The following is a 24,388-nucleotide window of genomic DNA, read 5'->3' on the forward strand; positions in this document are numbered from 1 at the left end:
GCATACCATAGCGGACCATCGGGGCAACGGTGACGGCCCGGCCGAATCCGAACCGTGGCACCCTGGCCCGTCCGTTTTGTCGTCCACCTGACAGCGGAACCTGTTGGTCGGAGCGGACCGCCGCTCTCCCAGTTGTTGTCCGACAACCGTCGGGCACATCGAGAGGAGCAGCGGACAATGAGATCCGAATCCGTACGCGGCGCGCGAAGCCGCGTACTCGCCGCTCTGGCGGTCGTGGCGACGGCGGCCTCGCTCGCCGGTGGGGCGACGACCCCGGCGGCGGCCCACCCGGGCCCGCCCTCGGCCGTCTTCGACCCCGACGAGGTGGGCTGGGCGTCGGTACGGGACATGACCCCGGCCGACTTCCAGGTGCGGTTCGACGAGTACGCCGCCGCCGGCTACCTGGTAGTCGACCTGGACGTGGACGTGGCGGACGACGGACGACGCATCGGCGCCGCCTTCCAGCGCAACCTCGACGGGCGGGGCTGGCTGGTACGCACCAGGCTGACCAAGGCCGAGTTCGACACCGAGTTCGTCAAGGCGGCGGACGACGGGATGCGGCTGGTCGACTTCGAGACCTACGTCGAGGGCGGTGACCGCTACTACGCCGCCGCCTGGGTGCGCAACGTGGAGGGCTACGGCTGGTCGATGAAGTACAACCTGACCGCAGCCGAGTTCACCGCCTACTACAAGGAGCAGCGACGCACCCGGATGCCGGTCGACGTCGACATCTACCCGACCGGTGCCGGCACCAGGTACGCGCTCGTCTGGGTGGACAACGCCGAGAATCTGGACTGGCGGCTGCTCGGCGGCATCACCCGCACCGAGTACCAGGACGCAGTCGACGCCTACCAGGTCGTCTACCGGTCGCTGGTGGTCGACTCGGCGCTCACCACCGTCGGGCAGCGGTACGCCGGCATCTGGGTGGAGAACGCCAACCACCGTGGTTGGTGGGTACGCAGCGATCTGACCCGGCAGGAGTACGTCAACTGGTGGCACCGGTACGCCGACGAGGGATACCGGGTGATCAACTTCGAGCGGTACGAGACCGCCAAGGGCACCCGGTACGTCGGCGTCTGGCGGCAGAACTCCGACCGGCCGGGCTGGAAGCTGCGCCGGTCGGTGGACAACCTGGTCCAGGGCGAGGCGAACAGTCTCAACATGCCGGGCATCGCCGTGGCGGTGATGCAGGACGGTGAGTTCCGCTACCTGCGCGGGTTCGGGCACGCCAACGTCGACGACGACGTGTGGCTGGACTCCGGGCACGTGCTACGGATCGCGTCGGTGTCCAAGGGGATCGGCGGGGTGCTCACCATGCGGGCGGTCGAGGACGGGCAGATCGACCCGGCCGACGACGTCCGAGACCACGTCGCCGGGCTGCCCGCCCACCACGTGTACACGGTCGAGCAGGTGGCCAGCAACCGGGCCTGTGTGCGGCACTACGCGGGCACGGAGGCCGCCGACGGCGCCGACCCGGCCGACGTCGCGCAGTGGCAGGCCGAGGACACCGATCTCAGCACCACCTGGTACGCCAACGCCACCGCGGCCGCGGCCGAGTTCTGGGACTCCGACCTGGTCTGCTCGATCGGTGACGGGCACTACAGCACCCACGGCTACACCATCCTGGGCGCGGCGTTGGAGGGCGCGACCGGCACCCCGGTGGCGGAGCTGACCGAGTCGGAGTTGACCGCCGCGTTCGGCCTGGGCACCCTGCGGCCCGAGGACCTGTCGGACACCTCGGTGCGGCGCAGCACCTTCTACGACGGCGCCAACGACGAGTACGGCGGCGACGAGGTGAGCTGGAAGGTCCTCGGCGGCGGGATGGAGTCTTCGATCGCCGACCTGGCCCGGTTCGGCGACAAGCTGATCGACGGCGAGATCGTCGGCCCGGACTCGCTCGACGCCATGTGGGTCGACACCGGGTGGAGCTACGCGTACGGGTGGTCGATCAGCACCGAGGACGGACACCGACGGATCGGCAAGAACGGCGGCGCCGACGGGTCCACCGCGTACCTGCAGATGTACCCGGACGACGGGATCGTCGTGGCGGTGCTGATGAACCGGGCCGACGGGGTCGCCGGCGAGAACCGGGCCGAGGAGCTGGGTTCCGAGATTGGCACGCTGGTGCTGAACACGCTGCCCTGACCGGTGCCGGATCCCCGGTCCGCGAGATGCCCGAGCGGCGTCCGGCGGGCCGGGGATCCGGCGTCGCCGCCGGTACGCCGAGCGGCCGGTGACCGGCGACTTTCCCTCGATCAACGTTTAGGGTAGCCTCACCTAACATGATCGCGACGGCGCTGCACGGCGACGACCTGGTGCTCGGATACCAGCACACCACGGTCGTCCACGGCGTGTCCGTCGCCATCCACCCCGGCGTGGTGACCGCCCTGATCGGCCCCAACGGCAGTGGCAAGTCCACCGTGCTGCGCTCGCTCGCCCGACTGCACCGGGCATCGTCCGGCCGGATCCTGCTCGGCCGCGAAAACGGCGACCTGGAGGACGCGGCACCGCTGTCCGCCCGCGACTTCGCCCGCCGGGTGACCCTGCTGTCCCAGTCCCGACCGCACCCGTCTGGCCTGCGGGTCCGCGACGTCGTCGCCTTCGGGCGCCACCCGCACCGGCGCCGGTTCAGCCCGCTCACCGACACCGACCAGGCGATGGTCGACCACGCCATGGAGCTGACCGGGACCACGCCGATGGCCCATCGCGCGGTCGACCAGCTCTCCGGCGGTGAGCTGCAACGGGTGTGGCTGGCCGCCTGCCTCGCCCAGGACACCGGCGTGCTGCTGCTCGACGAGCCGACCAACCATCTCGACCTGCGCTACCAGGTCGAGATCCTCGACCTGGTCCGTGACCTCGCGGACCGGCACCAGACGGCGCTCGGCGTCGTCCTGCACGACCTGAACCAGGCCGCCGGCGTGGCCGACCAGATCGTGCTGCTGAGCCAGGGCCGGGTGCGGGCCGCCGGCCCGGCGGCCGAGGTACTGACCACGGAACACCTCTCCGAGGTCTACGGGTTGCCGATCGACACCACCGTGGACCCGACCACCGGTCTGGTGCGGGTCGAGCCCCGAGGGCGACACCACCGGCGCCACTGAGCGCCCGGTCAACCAACGAGTGAGGAAACTGATGAGAACCCGATCGATGACGGCTGCCCTGGCCGCCGTCCTGTTGATCCCGTCGGCGCTGGCCGCCTGCGGCACCAGCGATCCGCAGACCGCAGACGCCACGCCCACGGCCAACGCCTCCGGTGAATGCACCGACGACACCACCGTGACCTCTACCGGACCGGTGGAGGTCACCGACGCGCTCGGGCGCACCGTGACGTTGGACGAGCCGGCGCAGCGGGTGGCCGTGCTGGAGTGGCAGCAGATCGAGGACGTCCTCACCCTGTGCCTCACCCCGGTGGCGGTGGCCGACCCGGACGGCTACCGCACCTGGGACACCGCCGAGGAGCTGCCGGACGGAGTCGCCGACGTCGGCCTGCGCGGCGAGCCCAACCTCGACGCGCTGTTCGCCGCCAATCCGGACCTGGTGATCGTCGAGGCCACCGCCGAGGACGACCCGGTCATCGCGCAGCTCGCCGAGTACGACGTCCCGGTGCTGGCCACCCGGGGGGCGGATGCCGCCGACCCGGTCCAGAACATGCTGGACACCTTCGCGATGATCGCCGAGACCCTCGGCCGCTCCGAGCGGGCCGACCTCGTCGCCGACGAGTTCCAGGCCAGCCTCGACGAGGCGAAGCAGCAGATCACCGGTGCTGATCTCACGAGCACCGAGTTCGTCTACTTCGACGGCTGGGTCCAGGGCGGCAACGTCGCCATCCGGCCGTTCGGCCAGGGATCGCTGGTCGGTGAACTCGGCGAGGCGATCGGCCTGACGAACGCCTGGACCGGCGAGGTCGACCCGGCGTACGGCCTGGGCCAGACCGACATCGAGGGGATGACCACCGTCGGCGACGCCACGCTGTTCTACACCGGCACCACCGACCCCGCCGGCAGCGTCCTGACCGAGCTGGAGAAGAACGAGATCTGGGCGTCGCTGCCGGCGGTCGAGCAGGGGCGGGCGTACGCCTTCCCGGCCGGCATCTGGACCTTCGGCGGCCCTCGCTCGTCGCAGCAGGTGCTCGACGCCTACGTCGACGTCCTGGCCAGCTGACCATCGTGAACGACGGTCCACGGGTGCCCACGGGGATCCGTCCGACGCCGGGCGTCGTCGCCACCCGACCGGTGGCGGCGTCCGGTGTGGACCGCCGGGCCGTGGTCGGCGGGTCGGGCACCCTGCTGTCGCTCGGGGTGGCCCTGGTGGTCGCCGCCGGCTGGCACCTGACCCAGGGCACCTCGGGGGTGGGGCTCGCCGACCTGCTCTCGGCGGCGGTCGGCGGGGAGACCGGTGCCGGCGGGGCGGTCCGGGAGATCCTGCTCGGCTCCCGGCTGCCACGGCTGGCGGCCGGGATCGCGGTCGGCTTCGCCCTCGGCGTCGCCGGCGCGCTGTTCCAGTCGCTGGCCCGCAACACACTCGCCTCACCGGACACCCTCGCGGTGACTGCGGGGGCGTACTTCGCCGTCAGTGCGGTCGCGGCGTTCGGCCTCGGTGTGCCGCTCTGGGCGTCGGGCGTCGTCGCCTTCGTCGGCGGGCTGCTGGCCGCCGGTCTCGTTCTGGGTCTCGCCGGCGGCGCGGGCAGCTCGACGACTCGTCTCGTCCTGGCCGGCTCCGTCGTCGCGATGGCGTTGCAGTCGGCCACGGCCGCGGTGCTGATCGGCTTCCAGCAGGAGACGACCGGGCTGTTCGCCTGGGGCAGCGGATCGCTGAGCCAGCTCGGGCTGACCGCCTTCGGGCAGGCCGCGCCGATCGTGGTCGGCGCCACCGCGGTGGCCGGGCTGCTGGCCCGCCGACTCGACCTGCTGGGTCTCGGCGACGACACGGCCGGAGCGCTGGGCGTACCGGTGCGGGCGACCCGGGCGGTCGGGACGGTGCTCGCGGTGCTGCTCACCGCGGCGGCGGTGACCCTGGCCGGCCCGATCGGGTTCGTCGGTCTCTGCGCGCCGGCGGTGACCCGAATGTCGGCACGGTTCGTACCGGCGCTGCACCGGCACGCCGTACTGGTGCCGGCGGCGGGTCTGGTCGGCGCGCTGACGGTCGTCCTGGCCGACGGGGTGATCCGCGCCCTGCTCGGCGCGGACCGGGCCGGTCAGGTGCCGACCGGGGTGGCCACCACCCTGGTCGGTGCCGTCCTGCTCATCGTGCTGGCCCGCCGGGTACGCGACTCCGGCCCGAGCCGGCAACCGCCGGGCAGCCGGATGGGGCCCCGGAGTCGCCGCCGGTACTGGGCGGTCCTGGCGGTCGTCGGCGTGACCGCCGCCGGCGCCGGGCTGCTCGGCCTGCTCGCCGGTAACACCTGGCTGCTCACCGGCGACATCGCGCTCTGGCTGTCCGGTGAGGGACCGCCCGTCATCCGCTTCGCGCTGGACGAACGGGCACCACGGGTGGCGGCGGCGCTGGCCGCCGGGGGTGCCCTCGCGTTGTCCGGCTCCCTGGTCCAGGCGACTTGCCGCAATCCGCTCGCCGAGCCGGGGATCCTCGGCATCACCGGTGGTGCCGGGCTGGCCGCGGTGATCGTGGTGACCGGCGGTGTCGGCGGCAACGCGACGATGATCGCCGCCGCCACCGGCGGCGCGCTGGCCGCCTTCGGTCTGGTCTACTCCGTGGCCTGGCGAGGCGGGCTGCACACCGACCGGCTGGTCCTGATCGGGGTCGGGGTCTGGTACGCGGCGACCGCCCTGACGACCTATCTGCTGGTGCGGTCGAATCCGTGGGACACGCCGAAGATCTACACGTGGCTGTCCGGCACGACGTACGGCCGCAGTTGGACCCAGGTGGTCCCGGTGGTAGTCGCCCTGCTGGTGGCGCTGCCGGTCGCCCTGGCCGCCCGCCGCGAGCTGGACCTGATCGCGATCGACGAAGACACGCCCCGGATCGTCGGTGTCGGTCTGGAACGGATCCGTCTCCTGGTGCTGGCGGTCGCGGCCGTGCTGGCCGCGTTGAGCGTGACCGCGATCGGTGTCGTCGGTTTCGTCGGACTGGTCGCGCCGCACGCCGCCCGGGCGCTCGTCGGCGGCCGGCACGCCCGGATCATCCCGGTCGCGGTGCTGCTCGGTGCGGTCCTGCTCGGACTGGCCGACACCGTGGGCCGTACCGTCGTCTCGCCGGCCCAGCTGCCGGCCGGCCTGGCGGTGGCGTTGATCGGTGCCCCGTACTTCGTCTACCTACTGGCCCGTTCCCGGGCCTGATCCCGGCGGCCCGGGAACAGGTTCGTTCACCACTGTGGTCACGGCTGGTCACCCACGGCGTTCCACACCTTCTGTCGACACTGGCAAAAGTCTGGGATGAACCACCGAAAGATGTAGACACCTCGATCCCAAGTCCGCTAGCCTCCAGATCACCGAGGCATTCGGTTAGGTAACCAAACAGTTTGGCTGCCTCGACCGGACGCCGTCGGGCGGGCACGGCACCCGCCCGACGGCGACAACCTCGCCGGGGCCGTGGCACCCCCCGGAAACACTGGACGCATCCGATCGGCGCGGCGGCGCGCGCCTCCACCTCCGTCGCCCTACTCACCCCTGGCCCGCCAGGGCAGTCGTCACCTGTCGGACCCGCCCGGACGTTTCCCGTCACCCACCACCCGCACACCCGGTATCACCCCGCACCCGCCCGGTATCACCACGCACCCGCCCGGCGTCGGCCGCCGAGCTCGGTTGCCGGTGAACCGTGACCGCCGCACCCGTTCCCACTGGTGCAGCTACCACGCGCCCGGATCACCCCAACCTCTGACCGACCATGCGTCAACTCTGTCCGAAACAGACCGGTATGTGATGAAAGGTAGCCGGACATGGCAGTCAACCCTGACGATCGCGGCGGGCCCGTCCGCCCGAGCAGACCGTCGACCAGGCCGAGACGATCGCTGACCGCGCTGGCGGCCGTGCTCGCCATGGTCCTCACCAGTACCTTGGCCGCAGCTCCGGTCAACGCCCGCCCGACCCACGGCGGTCCACCGGAGTACCGGGCCGCCCAGGTGCTGACCTGGACCGCCGGCAACGACGTCACCGCGTACACCTCGGCACCGACCATCGCCGAGCCCGGACCGGCGACGCTGGTCTTCGAGAACAGCGCCGCGACCGGCAACACCAGCGGCATGCAGCACACGCTCACCTTCGAGACCGGGGACCCGACCTACAACCAGGACGTGAACGTCAACATCCTGGCCGACCCGTACGACGCCAACGGCGGCCTGTGGACGGTCGACGTGGTACTCACCCCGGGGACGTACCGGTACTTCTGCGCCATCCCCGGCCACGGCCTGATGAACGGGCTGCTGGTGGTCAGCGACGACAGCACCGAGGACACCACCGCACCCCAGGTGACCGCAGCGCTGTCCGGACCGCGCGACGACGACGGGGCCTACCTCGGTGCCGCCACCGTCACCCTCACCGCCACCGACGACATGTCCGGCGTCGCTACCATCGAACACTCACTCGACGGTGGCGGGTTCCGCGAGTACACCGCACCGGTCACGGTCAACGAGCCGGGCCAGCACACGGTCGCCTACCAAGCGACCGACATCGCCGGCAACACCTCGGACCCGAAGTCGGTCACCTTCACCGTCGCCCCGCCACCGGACCCGGACACCACCGCACCCACGGTGACCGCGTCCGTGTCCGGCGCCCAGAGTGCGGACGGCTCCTACCTCGACACCGCAACGGTCACCGTCACCGCCACCGACGACGACTCCGGGGTTGCCAGGGTTGAGTACTCCCTCGACAGCGGTGCCTACACCGACTACACCGCCCCGGTGACGGTGAACAGCCCGGGTACGCACACGGTCAGCTACCGCGCCACCGACGAAGCCGGCAACACCTCCGACCCCGGGTCGGTCACGTTCACCGTGGTGGCCGGCGGCGGCGATCCGCAGTGCCCGGTGCTGGACACCCGCCCGACCGTCTGGTTGGGCACCCGAAACAGCGCGGTGCCCAACCGCCAGGTGGGCCCCGGCTGCACCATCAACAACCTGATCGCCAGCGAACGAATCTGGCGCAACCACAACGAGTTCATGCAGCATGTCCGTGCGGTGGTCAAGAACCTCCGCGAACAGGGCGTCATCAGCCAGGCCGAACGGGTCACCCTGATCGACACGGCCAAGCTGTCCGCAGTCGGCAAGTCGGACGCCCACACCGGCTACCAGTCGATCCTCAACCGGTCGGGCGCGTCGTTCGATCAATGGGAGCAGGTCGGTGCAGGCGGCTTCACCCGCAACGCCGACGGCTCGGTCACCAGCCGGCCGGTCGCCGGACTCGGCCTGCTCTGGTTCCCGATCCGCAGCTACGGCGACTTCTCGGTGAAGCTGCAGTGGCGCGACGACGCCCCGGGTGACGCCCGGGCCAACAGCGGCGTCTTCGTCCGGTTTCCCGCCGTGCACCAGCATCCGCAGGAGCCCCGGCCGGAATGGGTGGCCATCAAGTACGGCCACGAGGTGCAGATCTTCGACGGCCCGGTCGGCGACCGCTACAAGACCGGTTCGGTGTACGGGTTCGGCGGCGTCGACGTCGACGCCGCCGGGGTCACCCCGAAGGGCACCTGGAACGACTACGAGATCCGGGTGGTCGGGCAGCACTACTCGATCTTCCGCAACGGGGAGCTGGTCAACGAGTTCGTCAACACCCCTGACCTGGTGTTCGACCCGCCTCGGGCCGACGACCCGGGCGGTGCCGGTCGGCAGCGGACCGAAGGTTACCTCGGCCTGCAGGTGCACGGCGCGGACGACATCGTCAGCTTCCGCAACGTCCGGATCGCCTCGCTGACGCCGTGATCGGCCCGGGACCCCGACGGACAGACCACCACCCCCGACCGGCGATGACCGGCGCGACGAACAGGAACGGACGTTGAACGAGACGACAGAGTTGAGCACCGACCCGATCGACGAACCAGCCAGACCGGGTGGCCCGGGTGGCAACGGCGTGGGCCGGGCCCTGGTGGTCCTGGCGGTCCTGGCGGTCACCTTCGCCAGCGCGGGTGCCGCGTACGCGGTCAACCACCGCGCCACCGACCCGGTGGCCGCAGCCGCCCCGGCCGACGGCGTGGTGCCCGGGGGCTGCGTTGCTCCGGACCGGGAGCTGCAGCTGTACGCCGTGGAGCTGCCCCGCGACCCGGTGACCAACCAGATCCGGCTGGGCTACGGCCTGACCCCGCAGACCGCCTCCTACCCGGGCCCGACGATGGAGATGATCGAAGGCGAGTGCCTGGCGATCACCCTGCACAACCAGGTGACCGCCGAGACGCTGGGTCAACTGCGGACCGATCCGGAGCACCCGCTCGGCGTCTCGTTGCACGCACACGGGGTGAAGTACACCCAGGACTCCGACGGAACCGTACACAGTGGCTCCTTCGTCGGGCCGGGTGAGTCCCGGACCTACACCTGGTACGCGAAGCCGCGCAGTTCCCGGACCGGCTCGCCGGGCACCGCCGGCTACTGGTGGTACCACGACCACGTGGTCGGCGGCCCGCACGGCACCCAGGGCATCGGCTCGGGCCTGTTCGGCGGCCTGGTGGTACGCCGGCAGGGCGACCCCCGGCCGGACCGGACCTATGTCACGGTCTTCGGCGACCGCCAGTCGATCAACCTGCGTCGCGGGGCCGCGACCGACGACTGCGACCTGGACAACCCGGTGCCCGGTCCGGCCTGCTTCGTCGCGAAGGTCGGCGAGCGGGTCGAGTTCATCGTGGTCGGCACCGGCGACGACATGCACACCTGGCACGTCCACGGCCACTCCTGGGCGGACACCCGCACCGGCGTGGTCGCCGGCGACAACAAGGCGATCGTCGACTCCATCCCGGTGATCGACAACAAGACCCTCGGTCCCGGTGACTCGTTCGGCGTGACCATCGTCGCCGGCGACTCGGTCGGACCGGGCCACTGGATGCTGCACTGCCACATGCAGTTCCACTCCGACCTGGGCATGGCCACCACCCTGCACGTCCTCGACGAGAACGGACAGATGCCGCCCGGCGGTCACCAGCACCGTGCGGTGCTCGCCCAGTCGGGTGTCGACGTCGGCGGCGAGCCGGCCGCCGACATCCAGGCCGGTGCCGGACACGACGGCCACCAGAACTGAACCGTCCCAGCCACCCCACCCCCGGCGCATCCCGCGCCGGCCGCTGTAAGGAGCAGGAATGGCCGACAGACGCCATTTCAGATTCCCCCGACTGCGCCACCGATCAGCCGCCGCAGCCGCGGCCGTCACCCTGCTGGGCGGTCTGCTGACCGCGCCGGTCTCCCCCGCCCAGGCCGACCCCACGCCACCCACCTGGGGCAACCGGGTCGTCAACGTGCTGGTCTTCCACGGCCCCGAGGCCGAACAGAGCGACCCGGTCCGCCGGGCCACCAACGTCATCCGGCGGCTCGGCAACGAGCACGGCTTCTATGTGCACTCGTCCGACGATCCGAGCGTGTTCAACCCCGACAACCTGGCCCGCTACCGCAGCGTGGTCTTCCTCTCCACCGCCGGCGTCACCCTCGACGACGCGCAGGAGGCGGCGTTCCAGGCGTACGTCAAAGGCGGCGGCGGCTTCGTCGGCGTGCACGACGCGGCGTACACCCAGCCAGGATCGGAATGGTTCACCGGTCTGCTCGGCACCCGGCCGGCACCCACCCTGCCGCCGGCGGAGACGGTGGTCGAGGCGAGCGCCAGCGGCAACAACCCGCCGAACGAGACCGCCAGCCACGCGTTCGACCGCGCCACCGGCACCAAGTGGCTGACCCGATCCCGGACCGGCTGGCTGGCCGGTGAGCTGGCCGAGCCGACCGTGGTCAACCGGTACGCGCTCACCTCGGCCAACGACTTCCCCGGCCGCGACCCGCGGGACTGGACGCTGCAGGGGTCCAACGACGGCGAGAACTGGACCGATCTGGACCGCCGGACCGGGCAGAGCTTCCCACAGCGGTTCCTCACCCGGCAGTTCGCGTTCGACAACACCGAGGCCTACCGGCACTACCGGCTGGACATCACCGCGAACAGCGGCGAGCCGCTGACCCAGCTCGCCGAGCTCTGGCTGATCGGTGCCGACGCCGGTGCGGCACCGGAGACCCAGGTCCAGCAGGCAGAGGTCGACGTCACCGACCGCATCCACCCGGCGACCCGCGACCTGCCGATGAACTGGACCCGCGACGACCAGTGGATCAGCTGGGACCCGAACCCGGTTGGTCGGGTGCACGTCGTCGCCCAGGTCGACGAGACCAGCTACGACGCAGGGCTCAGCGGCAACGGACCGTTCCACCCGGTGGCCTGGTGCCACGACTACGACGGTGGCCGGTCGTTCTACACCGGAATGGGCCGCACCGAGGCAAGCTGGGCCAAGGACCTCCAGTTCCGCGACCACATCCTCGGCGCGATCCAGTGGACCGCCGGCACGGTACGCGGTGACTGCCAGGCGACGATAGCCGCCAACTACCGGATCGAGCGGCTCACCGGCACCAACCAGCAGGGCGAACTGGATCAGGTCGGTGAACCGCACGGCCTGACCATCGCGCCGGACGGCACGGTCTTCTACATCGGCCGCGCCGCCTGCCCCTCCGGGGCGATCCCCGACTGGTCGAACCCGGACATCGGCAAGGGCTGCGGCACCATCCACCAGTGGGAACCGCGGACCCGGCAGGTGAAGCTGCTCACCACTCTGGAGGTGATGGGCAACCGGGGCAGCGGCAGCGAGCTGGTCAAGAGCGAGGAGGGTCTGCTGGGCATGACCCTGGACCCGGCGTTCACCGACAACGGCTGGTTCTACGTGTACTGGATGCCCCACGAGTCGATCGACCGGGAGAACCGGATCGGCCAGCGGACCGTGTCCCGGTTCACCTACGACCACGACAACGCCAGCATCGACCAGGCCACCCGGAGAGACCTGCTCAGCTGGGACACCCAGATCCACAGCTGCTGCCACGCCGGGGGTGGGATGGCCTTCGACGACGCGGGCAACCTGTACGTCAGCACCGGTGACGCCAACTCGTCCGGTGGCTCCAGCGGCTACTCCGGCAACAACTGGACCCAGGAGTACGCCGGCGTCTCGTTCCAGGACGCCCGCCGTACCGCCGGCAACACCAACAACCTCAACGGCAAGATCCTGCGGATCACACCGGAACCGGACGGCACGTACAGCATCCCGGACGGCAACCTGTTCACCGGCGAAGAGGAAGGCGGCGGCAAGACCCGGCCGGAGATCTACGTGATGGGGGTACGCAACCCGTCGCGCATCGCCTGGGACCCGGTCAACGACTGGCTGACCGCTGCCTGGGTCGGCCCGGACGCCACCAACCCGGACCCGGAACTCGGTCCGGCGAAGTACGAACACGCCACGATCATCACCTCCGCCGGTAACCAGGGCTGGCCGTACTGCATGGGCAACCGGCAGCCGTACCGGGACCGCAGCAACACCGACGCGTCGGTACTGACCGGCTGGTACGACTGCGACAATCCACGGAACACCTCGCCGCGGAACACCGGGCTGGTGGATCTGCCGCCGGTGCGCGACAACATGATCTGGTACTCGCCGCAGGGCGGCGGCCCGGTCTTCCCGACCCGTGCCGATGGCAGCGGGTTGCCCACGTACGAGCCGGGCGAAGAGACCTTCACCCGGCCCTACCTGCGCGGTGGCGGCCAGGCCGTGATGAACGGCCCGACGTACCACCGCTCACAGGTCGACACCGACAGCGGTGTGGCGTGGCCGGCGTACTGGGACGGTAAGTGGTTCATCGGTGACCAGTCCAACGCGGACAACCGGGTGGCGGTCACCGTCGACCCGGCGGTGGTGCCCGACCAGGGCGCCCCTGCCTACGCGGAGGACCTTCGGGCGATCATTCCCGGTGGCAACGGCGGCACCCAGTTGCAGCACTGGATGGACGCCAAGTTCGGCCCGGACGGCGCGCTCTACCTGCTGGACTACGGCGGCGGCTTCTTCACCCTGCACGGCAACCAGAAGCTGATCCGGATCGTCTACGACGGCGGCGCGCCGACCCCGGGACCGGAGTACGCCTCGGCCCGGGTCCCGGACCCGAGCGACCCTCGTACGGTGACCTTCTCCAGCCACCGGGTGGGCGGGGTGGCCTGGGAATGGACCTTCGGTGAGGGCAACCGGGTGTCGCACCTGCCGCACCCGACCCACACCTACCGCAAGCACGGGCGGTTCCAGGCGACGGTGAAGGTGACCTACGCCGACGGCGAGGTGGCCGAGCACTCCATCGTGGTCGACACCGGCTGCGACGCACCGGATGCCCGGGAGACGGTCTGGCTGCTGGACACCGACACCGGGGTGCCGAACCACGGCGCCGGTGCCGGCTGCACGGTCAACGATCTGATTGACGACGAGCGGCAGTGGCCGAACCAGGGCTCGTTCACCAGCCACCTCGACGAGGTGCTGGCGCAGCTCACCGACGGCGAGGTGCTCGACGAGCAGGAGGCGGCGACGCTGCGGGCCGCCGGTGCCGACTCCCCCGTCGGTCGGACCGCCGGCTACCGGACGTTGTTCGACGGCACCAGCCATTCGCTGTCCGGGTGGCGGCAGGCCCCCGGAGGCACGTTCCGGCTGCTACCGGACGGGTCGATCAGCAGCTCCGGCGGGCTGGGCATGCTCTGGTACGGCGAGGAGGAGTTCGCCGACTACTCGCTGCGGCTGCGGTTCAAGGACGTCTCGCCGGGTGACACCCGGGCCAACAGCGGGGTGTTCGTCCGGTTCCCGGACCCGCGGGTGCCGGTGGACGATCGTCCGGAGGGCAGCTGCGGCACGGTCGGCTCCGCCCGCAGTTCCCAGGCGTGGGTGGCGATCTTCTGCGGCCACGAGATCCAGCTCTACGACGGGGCAAGCGGGGAACCGCAGAAGACCGGATCGATCTACAACTTCCAGCCCAACGACCTGGACCAGGCACTGCCCGCGCCGAAGGGCGAGTGGAACGATTACGAGATCCGGGTGGTCGGGCAGCACTACACGATCATCCGTAACGGGGTGACGATCAGCGAGTTCGACAACGTGCCGGGCAAGCAGTCGTCCCGGGCCGGTGACCCGCCCACCGATCTGCGCCAGTTCGTCAGCGGCTTCATCGGTCTGCAGAACCACGGTAACAGCGACGTGATGGAGTTCCGCGACGTACGACTGCGGACTCTCTGACCGGTGACGTGCCGGGTCCGGACGCATCGTCCGGGCCCGGCACGTCAGGTCGTCCGGCCGACGAACTTCGTCCAGAGTTCGGTGACGACGACCCGCCGCAACGACGGCACCAGCACCGTGTAGCCCGACCAGACCAGGCCGATCGCGGCGCACGAGGCGGCTGTGTGGAGCAGTCCGTCACCGGCCAGCGCCCGACCGACGACGGCCGCCACCACCACCGCCGGGGCCAGCAGCGACAGCAGCCGGACCAGTTGGCGGAGCAGCTGCAGCGACCACGCCGAGCCGACCAGCATCACGAGGCTGGCGACCGTCGCGGCGACACCGATGGTGACCGGACCCCAGTAGCGCCACATGACGAGGTTGACCACGGTGGCAGCACCGAAAGCCAGCCCGTTGACCACCGCCACCCGCCGGTTTCGGCTCCGGGCGTTGAGCACCTTCACGAAGGTGTATCCGAGCACGTGCGCCCAGATGCCGAGGGAGAAGCCGAGCAGCATGACCGACGTCACGTCCACCGCCCGGTCGTCGAACGCACCACGGGCGTAGAGCAGCGAGGTGATGCCACGGGCGTTCACCGTCAACGCGACGGACAGCGGGATCGTCACCAGCAGGACCGGGGCGATCAGCCGCTCCAGCCCCGCGACGACCTCGTCGCCGCGCATCCTGGCGAAGGCGGCGAGGCTGGCCAGGCCGAGCGGGGCGGCGATCAACGCCATCAACGAGTCGACGACGAACCGGGAGTACTCGGTCGCGGCGACCACCTCGATGCCGAGCAGCGAACCCACCGCCCGCTCGACGGCGATCGACCCCTGCAGCAGCACCGGGAGCAGCAGTAACGGGCGGAGCCGACGCCAGAACATGGTCAATGCCACCGCGTACTGTGCCCGCGACGTGGGCGGCAGCGGTCCGTCACCGCCGTCGGCCCGCAGATACCCCTTGCGCCGGACCCAGTACGCCCCCCAGAGGAAGAGCACCACGTACGGCGCGGTGAAACCCCAGGCGAGCAGGACCACGTCGCCGGTGAGATAGGCGAGCAGTGTCGCGCCGATCAGGCCGACGCTCTGTACGGAGGCGCGCAGGTTGACCAGGCTGACGTCGTCGCGGGCCAGGGCAACCAGCGTGTACAGCCCGTACTGCACGTAGAACGGCACCGAGAACGCCGCGATGGTCAGCATCGCGACGGCGAGCGTGGCGGCTGCGGCGTCGAGACCGGGTCCGAGCAGTGCGATCCACAACTTCCGCAGCAGCAGCAACGCGACGACCAGCAGCATCGAAAGCCCGCCGAGGATCGTCCGGACCGCACGGTAGAGCGCCAGCGCCAGCGCCGGGCTGTCCTGCCGGTACCGCACGTAGAGCGGCAGGAATCCGGCCGACAGGGCATCGGCGGTGAAGAAGTTGACCGGGACCATGGTCGCGGTCTGCGCGACCCGGTTCGCCCCCACCGCCCGCCCGGCGCCGAACAGGGCCGCCAGTAACACCTCGCGGACGACGCCGAGGAGCTTCCCGGCGATACCCCCAAGTACGAGACGGAGAAAAGTGCTAGCCACTGCTCTTCGCCAGCCCGGTCACACCAGTTCCCCGTAGAGTGACTCGAGCTTTGCGGTCTGTGTGCTCAGGTCGAAGCGGTCCTCGACCAGTTTCCGTCCGCCGGTCCCGAGCCGCTGGCACAGGTCCGGATCACCGAGCAGCGCGACGAGACGATCAGCGAGCGCGGCGGGATCGCGCTCCGGCACCAGGTAGCCGGTGACATCATCCATGACGGCCTCAGGGATACCGCCGTGGCGGGTGCCGACGACGGGTCGACCGGTGGCGGCCGCCTCCAACAGCGCCATGCCGAGCCCTTCCTGGTCCCCGTTGGCCGCCGTCACGCTCGGCAGGCACAGCACTCGAGACTGTGCAACCGTGGCCAGTACCTCGGCGTGCGGACGGACCCCGAGGAACCGCACCGACTCCGCTACGCCCAGCTCGGTGGCGAGTGCACTCAACTGCCCGTGCAGCGGGCCGTCGCCAATGATGGCGAGTTCTGCCGCCGGCACGGCTCGATGCACGACGGCGAAGGCGTGCAGCAGATCAGCGGTGCCCTTCTTCTCGACCAGCCGGGCGACGTGCACGATCCGGGGTGTCTCCGGCAGCGGCACCGGTTTGACGACCTCGGTGTCCACCCCGATCGGGAGCATCAGGGTCCGCTCGGCCGGGTAGCCCCACTCGATCGCGCGGCGCTGGATGTGCTCGGAGACGCAGACGAACGTCGCTCCGGTCTCGAACAGCGACCGTCGCCAGGTGACGTAGTTGGCCCAGGACGGCTTGCGGGAGGCCAGCAGATGTCTCCTGGTGACGCTCACGTCGAAGCCGTGCAGGGTGGTCACCAGCGGCACACCGAGTGCCCGGGCGGTAGGGACGGCGAACACCCCCTCGACGCCGAAGTGCGCGTGCAGGAGCCGCACCTCACGGTCGCGCAGCGTCCGCACCAGATGACCGGACCTGCGGGTCAGCAGGTACGACATGGTCGCCGGCCGGCCGTGGGTGGCGAGACTGACGACGTCAGCGCCGGCCGGCGCCCGCGGCGCCGGGTCCCGACCGACGAAGACCGGATGGTACGTGCGCATCGCCAGCGCCTGCGCCTGGATGAACGTCTCGGACGACTGGAACAGCTGGTGGCGCACTATCCCGACGCTCGGTCTGCCGGACACGTCGGACCTCCTCGGGAAGCGGATGGACCAAGAAGCACAGGAGCAGGGCGATCACCGGGATCGTATGAATGTCGCCGAATATGTCGGTGTTCTCCCCCATCGCCTGGATGCAGACCCAGGCAACGGCCGCACCGGTCCAGGCGACGAACATCGCGTTGCGCGGAGAGTTACCGACCGCCGCACGGGCGACGAGCCGGATCTCGGCGACGAGGAACCCGATCGTCGCGGCAAGACCCAGCAGGCCGGTGGACGCCCACGCCGCCAGCAGGATGTTGTGCGGTGGGAAGGTGTCGTCGTAGATGTCGTTGCGGCGCGCGTAGTCGGCGAAGCCTTCGAGCCAGCCACCCCAGCCGAGCCCCAGCACCGGACCGTCCCGGAACGCCGCGACTGCGTACCCCCAGATTTCGGTCCGCTGGCCGAACGCCGTGCGGACCGCGCCGAGGAAGCCGTCACCGAGGGTCACCACCAGCACCGCTGGCACCGCCGTGGTACCCACCACGACCAGCAGAAGGCGGCGGGCCCGGGTGGCCATCCGGGTCTGCCAGTGGTACGCGACGACCACGGCCAGCGGCAGCACCACCGCGAGCACCCGGCACGCCTTGGAGCCGGTAAACCAGACGCCCAGGTAGCCGACGAGCCCGCAGATCAGCACGATCCGCTGCCGGGTGACCGACCAGATGGCGAACGCCGCCATCGCGCAGACGCCGAGGAACAGCCCGGCGACATTGCCGTTGACGAACACGCCGCCGGCCTTATCCGGGTCGAGAACGTTGTTCCGGTGCACGTCGAACAGCGCGGCGACGGTGTTCTGGCCGGCGAAGTATCCCGCAACCCGGCGGAGGTAGGCGTCCTCCACATCGGGGAAGAGCTGGAAGACCGCGACCAGGCCGGACTGCGCGACGACGAACGGCCACAGCAGGTAGTGGGCCCAGTAGAGCAGCCATGGATCCTCCCGCGCCGCGTTGTCCAACAGCACCAGCGTGATCAGGAACTGCACCAGCAGCGTGGTCGGCAGCCGCCCGTCCCCCGGATCTGGCGACCAGGCGAACGCCGCCAACCGGGCCAGCAGCAGCACGAGCACGCTGTGCACCAGGGCGGTGCGCAACAGTCGGCTACCGGGGGTGCGGCACGCCCGGGCAGCGACGACCGGCGCCAGCGCCAGGGTGGCGACCGTCGACAACGGGATGTCGATCGTGCCGGCCGGCAGGAGATACAGCTGCGGTACCGCGAGCGCGAAGACGATCATGACGCCGGTCCGTTGCGGTACCTGCACCGCAGCGGCCATGATCCGGGTGGGCATTTTCGGGCCTCGATCGGGGGTCGGTGGAGTCGGTGGAACCGGTGAATTCGGTCATCCGGCGGCGGTCCGCCGGGCGGTGAGCAACGCGGCCAGCAACTGACGCAGCAGCTGACCACGCTCGCCCCAGCCGTGCCGCCCGGCGCTGTCGATCCGTTCGGCTATCACCTCGTCGCTGACCGGGGTCAGCAACCGGCCCAGGTGTTCGGTGAATTCGTCGTCCCCGGCGGTGACGACGTGCGGGTTCGACGCCGCCACCCGGCGCACCGATGGCAGCGCGGTGCTGAGCACCGCGAGGCCGGACGACAGGTACTCGAAGCACTTCAACGGGCTGACGCCGACGGTGTACTCATTCAGCGCGTACGGGACCAGGCCGACCGCGCAGCTGCCGGCCACCTCGGCGAGCTGCGACGGGGTGAGCAGACCGACGTGGCGGGCACCCACCCGTTCGAGCCGGCGCAGCTCGGCGGTGAAGCTGCCGCCACCAGCGGCGAGTGGGCCGGCCAGGATCAGCTCACCGCCCAACTCTCCGACGGCGGCGGCGACCCGCTCCAGCAGCGCGACGTCGAGCTTGGCGGTGGTGAGGTTGCCGGAAAAGATCACCGCCGGTCGACGCTCGACCGCCGGACGGCTGCCCCGCTGGAACACCGTGGTGTCCGCGACGTTCTCCAACACCTCGATCCGGGAGAAACCGGACGACGCCAGGTGTTCGCGCACCACGTCACTGGTCGCGATCGCCACCACGCCGGGCCGGGCGGCGAGGTCGCGCTCGCCGTTGGCCACGGCCACCGAGTCGACGCCGGGGAACCTGGCCAGCAGGTCGACACAGTGGTAGACGACCACGTCCGCCGCGTCCTCAAGCCCGTAGGTCACCGGGGCGAACGTCCACAGCACCCGGGGCCGGTCACCGGTGAGCCAGTCCGCCGTCGCCCGGCGCAGGACGGCCCGGTTCAGTCGTCGCGTCGGTGCCCGGTGCACCGGTACCACCAGCGGCGAGACGATCGTGGTGTTCGCCGGCCTCACTCTGGCCGGCTGGCGAGGCACCGGACCGGCCGACGCGCCGAAGGCCCGTCGGGCGCGGCCGACCATCCGGGCGATGTCGTCGGGGCGCAGTGTCGGTCGACGTAGACCGAGCGATTCCACGAAGGTGACCCGCGCACCGACCGCCAACTCCCGGGTGACGTAGTGCTGGTTGGTGGCGACGGCCGAATCCCATTCGGCCGTACCCAGGATCAGCACGCTGACCGCAGATTCTCTCGCACCGCCCGGTGTACTCAGCATCGTCCATCCCAACGAGTCCGCGGGGCAGAGGAATCGACAGTTGCCCGACCCACGGTCGGCCTTCGTCGCACCACGGCCCGCCGACTGCGACAATCGCGCCATGGGTGACAGCGATGAGAGCGTCGACCGCGCCTCGGCGAGCGCGGACTTCCTGGAGTGGAGCTTCTCGCTGGAAGGAGAGAGTTCCCCGTGGTCGGTGGAGCAGAGCATGACCCAGTTGCTCGCCCACGAGAGCGCCGAAGGGATCGGCCTGCCACTCGCCGACGCCGTACCGGCCGACGCCGCGGTCATCCACGAACTTGGCCGGCGGCGGACCCCGACCGCGGTCGCCGCGCTACGCGGTTTCCAGGCGATGAGCACCATCGACACCCAACGGGAACTCGCCCGGCTCAACGCCGACCGGCTCGTCGGGCACGGGCTGCCGGAACCGCCCTGGGCCGGCACCATCGGCCGGGTCGACGTCGACTGCTGCCGGTGGACGCACGACCCGTACGGCGAGACGGCGGTACTGCTCTGCGGCTTCTCCTACGGCGGCGCCGACGAACACGGCATCCTCACCGTGATCGACCAGGCGATCGGCGGTGGACGCATCCGGGAGATCCTGCTCGGCACCCGGATCGACTCGCTACGGCAGCTGCTCGACCGGACACACGGGGGCGAGGACGGTTTCGTGACCGAACCGCTCGATCCGGCGCTGGCCCGACGACTGCTCGAGGACGCCGTCGCCACGTCGGACGAGCTGATGGAGAACCCGGAATACAAGCTGCGGCCGATGCCCGACGCGTACCGGAAGATGCGGGCGTTGACGCTGGCCCGGGCCCGCGCGCTCAGTGACGTCGCGGCCCCGCCGGAGCCGTTTCCGACCACCGTGGAGATCGAGCTGCTGAAGCGGGCGTTCCTGGCCTCCGAGGCGGCTGCCGGGTTCCCGACCGACGGCACCGCCAGCCGCGCGGTCGACCTGCTCGTCGAGCAGTTCGTCGAGCAGGCCGCCTGCCATCCACTGCAGCTGGGTCCACGCCGGGTGCTCGCCGTACTCGGCCTGCCGGCGCTCGCCGCCGAAGCCGGTGCCGACCCGGTGGCCGGACCGGTCCTGCCCGACGTCGCCGCGGCCTGGGTCGGCTGGACCGCCACCGAGCGCGGGTTGAGCCCCGACGCGCGCGAGCGACTCGCGCGTACGGCGGACCAGGCCTGTGCTCAGCTGCGGTCGGCGATCGCCGGTGGCGACCCGCCGGTCTGACCGTCGGCGCGCCGCACCGGCAGGTCGTTGACAGAGCACACCGCCGCCGGCCAGGATGATCGAATCCGTACTGGTCGATCCTTCTCACCTGCCCGTGGCAGTGCCGTACGGTGCGTCGTCGCGGGTCGTTCCGGCCGTCGCCCTGCTCCCACCCATGGATCAGCGGCACCGCGAGTGAAAGGTCCCACATGGTTCCCTCACCTGCATCCCAGTGGCGACGGCAACTCGCGGCGGTCGTGGCCGCCGCCGGTGCCGTCGTCCTGTTGGCCGGGCCGGCCACCGCCGTGCCGGCCACCGCGCCGTCCGTCGACCGTCCGCAGGCTTCTGAGCGGCCGCGGATCCAGGCACCGCTCGAACGGCTGGCCGACGAGCAGGCCAGCGTCGTGGAGGTCGTCGTGACCGACCGCGACGAGCTCGACGATCTCGTCGCCACCGGAGTCGACCTGGATCACCACGTGTCGCAGACCGCAGCCGGGATCGTCGTCCACGCCGTCGTCACCCCGACCGAGGTCGACGGTCTGCGGGCCGGTGGCTTCCGGATCGGCCAGCTGCTGCACGAACCGGCCGACACCCGGGCACGCGTCGCCGAGCGGGAGGCGACGATCGCCGACCACCGCGCCGACAATCAGACGTTCACCGCGCGGGTGCGGCAGGACGCCGCCGTCGCCGACGTCAGGATCGTCCGGGCCGACTACTACACCTCCGGCACCGACCAGGTGCTGTCGGTAGAAGCCAAGTGGGCCCAGGGACAGAGCTCACCGAGCACATTGACCGTGTCCCGGGACAGTGGCCCGGGCACCGCCATGGGTTCCGGTGGCACTCAGGTCATCACGCGGTTCGTCGACGCCGGCGTCTACCTCTACCACCGGGGCGCGAGCACGGTCGGCGTGCGGCCGGACCGGATCCAGATCGTCAGCCCGACCGGCGACGTGGCGGTGGCCAAGGTCGAGCAGTGGCTGCCGGTCCCGGGCGACTCCCCCGAGGGACCCGGATACCAGAAGGACTTCGTGACCAGCTACCTCACCCCGACCGAGCTGTACGACCGGATCCAACGACTGGCCGACGAGTTCCCCCACCTCGCCGAAGTCGTCGAACTGCCGTACCGGACCAACGGCTACCGACGCAAGGCACAGGTGGTGCTCGGTGCCACCACGGCGAACCGGGTCGCCGTCGACTCGCACGCATGGGGTCACCAGGGCGGCAACGACATCACCGTGGAACTGGTCGACCCCGGTGCCGGCGACCGGCCCCTGTCGGTCACCGTCGACGGCAGCGCCATCCAGGTCGAGCTGGCCACCGACGGCGGCGGCACGGTGGTCAGCACCGCCGCGCAGGTCGCCGCCGCGATCAACGCCTCGGCGGGCGACCTGGTCAGTGCCTACACCTACCGGGGCGGCGCTGGCGACGGCGTGGTCACCCCGGCCCCGGTGACCCCGTTGCGCGACAACCTGACCGCGCCGGCCACCGTCTCCCGCGACCCGCACCCGGTGTACGCGCTGCGGATCGGCAAGTACCGGGACGGCTCACGCACCGGGGTGCTCGCCTACGCGCAGGAACACGCCCGCGAGTGGGTTCCCCCGCTGGTCGCGATCGAGACCGCCGAACGCCTGCTGCGCAACCACCGTGCCGACGAGAACACCAAGCAGCTGCTCCGTACGCTGGACATCTGGATCGCACCGTCGATCAACCCCGACGGCGGCCACTACTCCTTCTACGATTACGGGTACCAACGCCGCAACATGACGAACCACTGCGCCGTTGGTGGCGCGACCGACGCGCTGGCCCGCAACTCGTGGGGTGTGGACAACAACCGCAACTACACCGAGTACAGCCTTTTCGACGGGTACTCCGGCGCGTCGACCAGCTGCACCAGCGACGTGTACGCCGGCCCGAGCGAGCTGTCCGAGCCGGAGAACCGGAACCTGGACTGGCTGGCCAGCCGGCCGAACATCAAGTTCTCGATGAACCTGCACTCGTCGGGCAACTACTTCATGTGGTCGCCGGGTGCATACGTCACCCCGGGCCGGGTCACCGCACCACGGCCGACCCTGGCGGAGGAGTCCTTTTTCTGGGGCGCGTCGTCGCGAATCCTCACCGCGATCAAGCGGCACCGCAACCTGGCGGTGACCCCGGCCAGGACCGGTCCCATCTCCGACGTGCTCTACTCCGCTGCCGGCAACTCCGGCGACATGCTGTGGTACAAGTACGGTATCTACGCGTGGAACTTCGAGGTCGGTACCTCGTTCCAGCCGGCCTGGGACGAGGCACACCAGCAGACCATGGAGTACGCCAACGGCCTCGTGGAGCTGATGCGGGTGGCCCGTGACCACGACAAGGACCGCAGACGGCCGACGAGTTCCCTGGTCACCTCGCCCGGTCCGGACGACACCCTGGTAGACGTCCGGTTCGAGGTCAGCGAACCGGCGGCGATCTTCTACACGTTGGACGGTAGTCAGCCGACCTTCGGGTCGACGCTCTACACCGCCGGCGGCGTACGGGAGGGCGGCGAGACCCTGACCGTGCCGTACGGGACAAAGGTCTTCTGGTTCTCGGTGGACGCGGCGGGCAACATCGAGAACAACTACCAGCCGGACACCGATGCCAAGAACTGGCGGCGTGGGTTCGCCATCGTCTCCGACAGTTGACCTGCCCGGCCGGCGGCGGTCACCAGCGCTTGCGCCGGTAGTGCCCGTGGTAGCCGTGGTGGCCACTGCCGTAGTGGCCGTAGTGGCCGCCCCGGTGCCGGCGGTTGAGCCGACGGTCGACCTCACGGAGCAGGCCATCAACGGGCGACCCGTGCCCCCGCCGCCGAGCGTGCCGGCTCAGCTTCGACGCGAGCATCGACAGCAGGAAACGTTTGACGAAGCTGCTCATCGTAGGCTCCTCCAGCCCTGGGTCCCGACGCCCGCCACGGTAGCTCGCGGTGTCCAGCTCCAGCTGGACGGAAGCTGACGGTCAACTGGCAGTACGACGGCCCACTTCCTGGCACGGTGCCGACGTCTGCCATGCTCGCAAGGGTGACCACCGGGTTCCCCACCAGCCGCCGCCCTGCCCGGCGATCTCACCGGGCCCTGCGTACCCTGCTGATCCTCGTCGCCGTCGCGACGGTACCGGCCGTCGTCGCGCTGGGTGTGGTCGTGGTGCCGTGGCTGCGGGAGCCGGGGCCGCGGCCGTTGTTCCAGCTCCCGGTCGCCTGCGGCGAGACCTGGCAGCTGGGCACCTACCCCGGCCACGACGACTACGACGTCGACCTGTTCCCGACCGAGGGCGACCCGTGGGGTAGGCCGGTGCTCGCCTCCTACGACGGTGTCGTCACCGTGGCCGGCGTCAACGGCTCGGTCGGCGGTCGTAACCCGCAGGATCCGGACGGGCCCCGGGGGCGCGGTGGCGGCTACTGGGTCAAGATCGACCACGGCGGCCGTTGGGAGACGCAGTACCTGCATCTACTCGAACCGCCGATGGTCCGGGAAGGTCAGCGGGTGGCGCGCGGCGAGCAGATCGGGCTGCTCGGCAGCACCGGCAACTCGGGCGCGCCACACCTGCACTACGAGCAACGGCGCGGATGGCAGAAGGTGGAGACCTACTTCGACGGCCTGCCGTCGGGCATCACCCACGACGACTACGAGTACACCGTGCGGCTGACCAGCAACAACTGTTGACCCGGCCCATCGGCGGGCG

At 70.6% G+C, this 24,388-nt stretch carries 15 protein-coding genes; 10 read left to right on the top strand and 5 right to left on the bottom strand.

Annotation, left to right across the window (positions count from 1 at the left end):
• Positions 1–177 precede the first annotated feature (177 nt).
• The 7 genes from O7621_RS22450 (at position 178) to O7621_RS22480 (ending at position 14,205) form a co-directional block, all read left to right on the top strand.
• A complete protein-coding gene (locus tag O7621_RS22450) occupies positions 178–2,145 on the top strand; it encodes a serine hydrolase (RefSeq protein WP_282231092.1) in 1,968 nt (655 codons plus the stop codon).
• Positions 2,146–2,282: 137 nt separating this feature from the next.
• Positions 2,283–3,098 carry an ABC transporter ATP-binding protein gene (locus tag O7621_RS22455; protein ID WP_282231093.1) on the top strand — a complete coding sequence of 272 codons (816 nt, stop codon included), beginning with the start codon at positions 2,283–2,285 and terminating at the stop codon, positions 3,096–3,098.
• 31 nt (positions 3,099–3,129) lie between these two features.
• The gene (locus O7621_RS22460; protein WP_282231094.1) at positions 3,130–4,158 is read left to right on the top strand and encodes an iron-siderophore ABC transporter substrate-binding protein; all 1,029 of its coding nucleotides are present in this window, start codon (positions 3,130–3,132) and stop codon (positions 4,156–4,158) included.
• Between the two features lie 23 nt (positions 4,159–4,181).
• Positions 4,182–6,290 carry an iron ABC transporter permease gene (locus O7621_RS22465; protein WP_282231095.1) on the top strand — a complete coding sequence of 703 codons (2,109 nt, stop codon included), beginning with the start codon at positions 4,182–4,184 and terminating at the stop codon, positions 6,288–6,290.
• Positions 6,291–6,889: 599 nt separating this feature from the next.
• Complete coding sequence (locus O7621_RS22470; protein WP_282231096.1) at positions 6,890–8,863, top strand: family 16 glycoside hydrolase; 1,974 nt, start codon at positions 6,890–6,892, stop codon at positions 8,861–8,863.
• Positions 8,864–8,936: 73 nt separating this feature from the next.
• Positions 8,937–10,166, top strand: a complete 1,230-nt coding sequence (locus tag O7621_RS22475) for a multicopper oxidase domain-containing protein (protein ID WP_282231097.1) — start codon at positions 8,937–8,939, stop codon at positions 10,164–10,166.
• Between the two features lie 58 nt (positions 10,167–10,224).
• Entirely contained in the window at positions 10,225–14,205 is a 3,981-nt protein-coding gene (locus tag O7621_RS22480; protein WP_282231098.1) for a ThuA domain-containing protein, read from the top strand.
• A 44-nt stretch (positions 14,206–14,249) separates the two neighbouring features.
• Here the strand turns inward: O7621_RS22480 and O7621_RS22485 are convergent, their stop codons facing one another.
• The 4 genes from O7621_RS22485 to O7621_RS22500 all read right to left on the bottom strand — a co-directional run bounded on the left by O7621_RS22485 (position 14,250) and on the right by O7621_RS22500 (position 19,473).
• Positions 14,250–15,683 carry a lipid II flippase MurJ gene (locus O7621_RS22485; RefSeq protein WP_282231099.1) on the bottom strand — a complete coding sequence of 478 codons (1,434 nt, stop codon included), beginning with the start codon at positions 15,681–15,683 and terminating at the stop codon, positions 14,250–14,252.
• A gap of 87 nt (positions 15,684–15,770) precedes the next feature.
• Positions 15,771–16,811, bottom strand: coding sequence for a glycosyltransferase (locus O7621_RS22490; protein ID WP_282231100.1), 1,041 nt, complete (start codon positions 16,809–16,811; stop codon positions 15,771–15,773).
• Positions 16,747–18,195 carry an O-antigen ligase family protein gene (locus O7621_RS22495; RefSeq protein WP_282231101.1) on the bottom strand — a complete coding sequence of 483 codons (1,449 nt, stop codon included), beginning with the start codon at positions 18,193–18,195 and terminating at the stop codon, positions 16,747–16,749. Before O7621_RS22495 ends, O7621_RS22490 begins: the two co-directional genes overlap by 65 nt.
• A 51-nt stretch (positions 18,196–18,246) precedes the next feature.
• On the bottom strand, positions 18,247–19,473 hold the full coding sequence (locus O7621_RS22500) for a glycosyltransferase (RefSeq protein ID WP_282231102.1): 1,227 nt from the start codon (positions 19,471–19,473) through the stop codon (positions 18,247–18,249).
• A 100-nt stretch (positions 19,474–19,573) separates the two neighbouring features.
• Here O7621_RS22500 and O7621_RS22505 point away from each other — a divergent pair, with 100 nt between their 5' ends.
• Together O7621_RS22505 and O7621_RS22510 are read left to right on the top strand one after the other, a co-directional pair.
• A complete protein-coding gene (locus tag O7621_RS22505) occupies positions 19,574–20,710 on the top strand; it encodes a hypothetical protein (RefSeq protein WP_282231103.1) in 1,137 nt (378 codons plus the stop codon).
• Between the two features lie 188 nt (positions 20,711–20,898).
• Positions 20,899–23,355: a M14 family metallopeptidase gene (locus O7621_RS22510; protein WP_282231104.1), complete on the top strand. Its 2,457-nt coding sequence runs from the start codon at positions 20,899–20,901 to the stop codon at positions 23,353–23,355.
• Positions 23,356–23,374: 19 nt separating this feature from the next.
• Here O7621_RS22510 and O7621_RS22515 read toward each other — a convergent pair whose 3' ends face one another.
• Complete coding sequence (locus O7621_RS22515; protein WP_282231105.1) at positions 23,375–23,584, bottom strand: hypothetical protein; 210 nt, start codon at positions 23,582–23,584, stop codon at positions 23,375–23,377.
• Between the two features lie 131 nt (positions 23,585–23,715).
• Between O7621_RS22515 and O7621_RS22520 the strand changes: the two genes are divergently transcribed.
• On the top strand, positions 23,716–24,369 hold the full coding sequence (locus tag O7621_RS22520) for a M23 family metallopeptidase (RefSeq protein ID WP_282231106.1): 654 nt from the start codon (positions 23,716–23,718) through the stop codon (positions 24,367–24,369).
• The last annotated feature ends 19 nt before the right edge of the window (positions 24,370–24,388 follow it).

Origin of the sequence: Solwaraspora sp. WMMD937 (assembly GCF_029581175.1) — a bacterium.
GTDB lineage: Bacteria > Actinomycetota > Actinomycetes > Mycobacteriales > Micromonosporaceae > Micromonospora_E.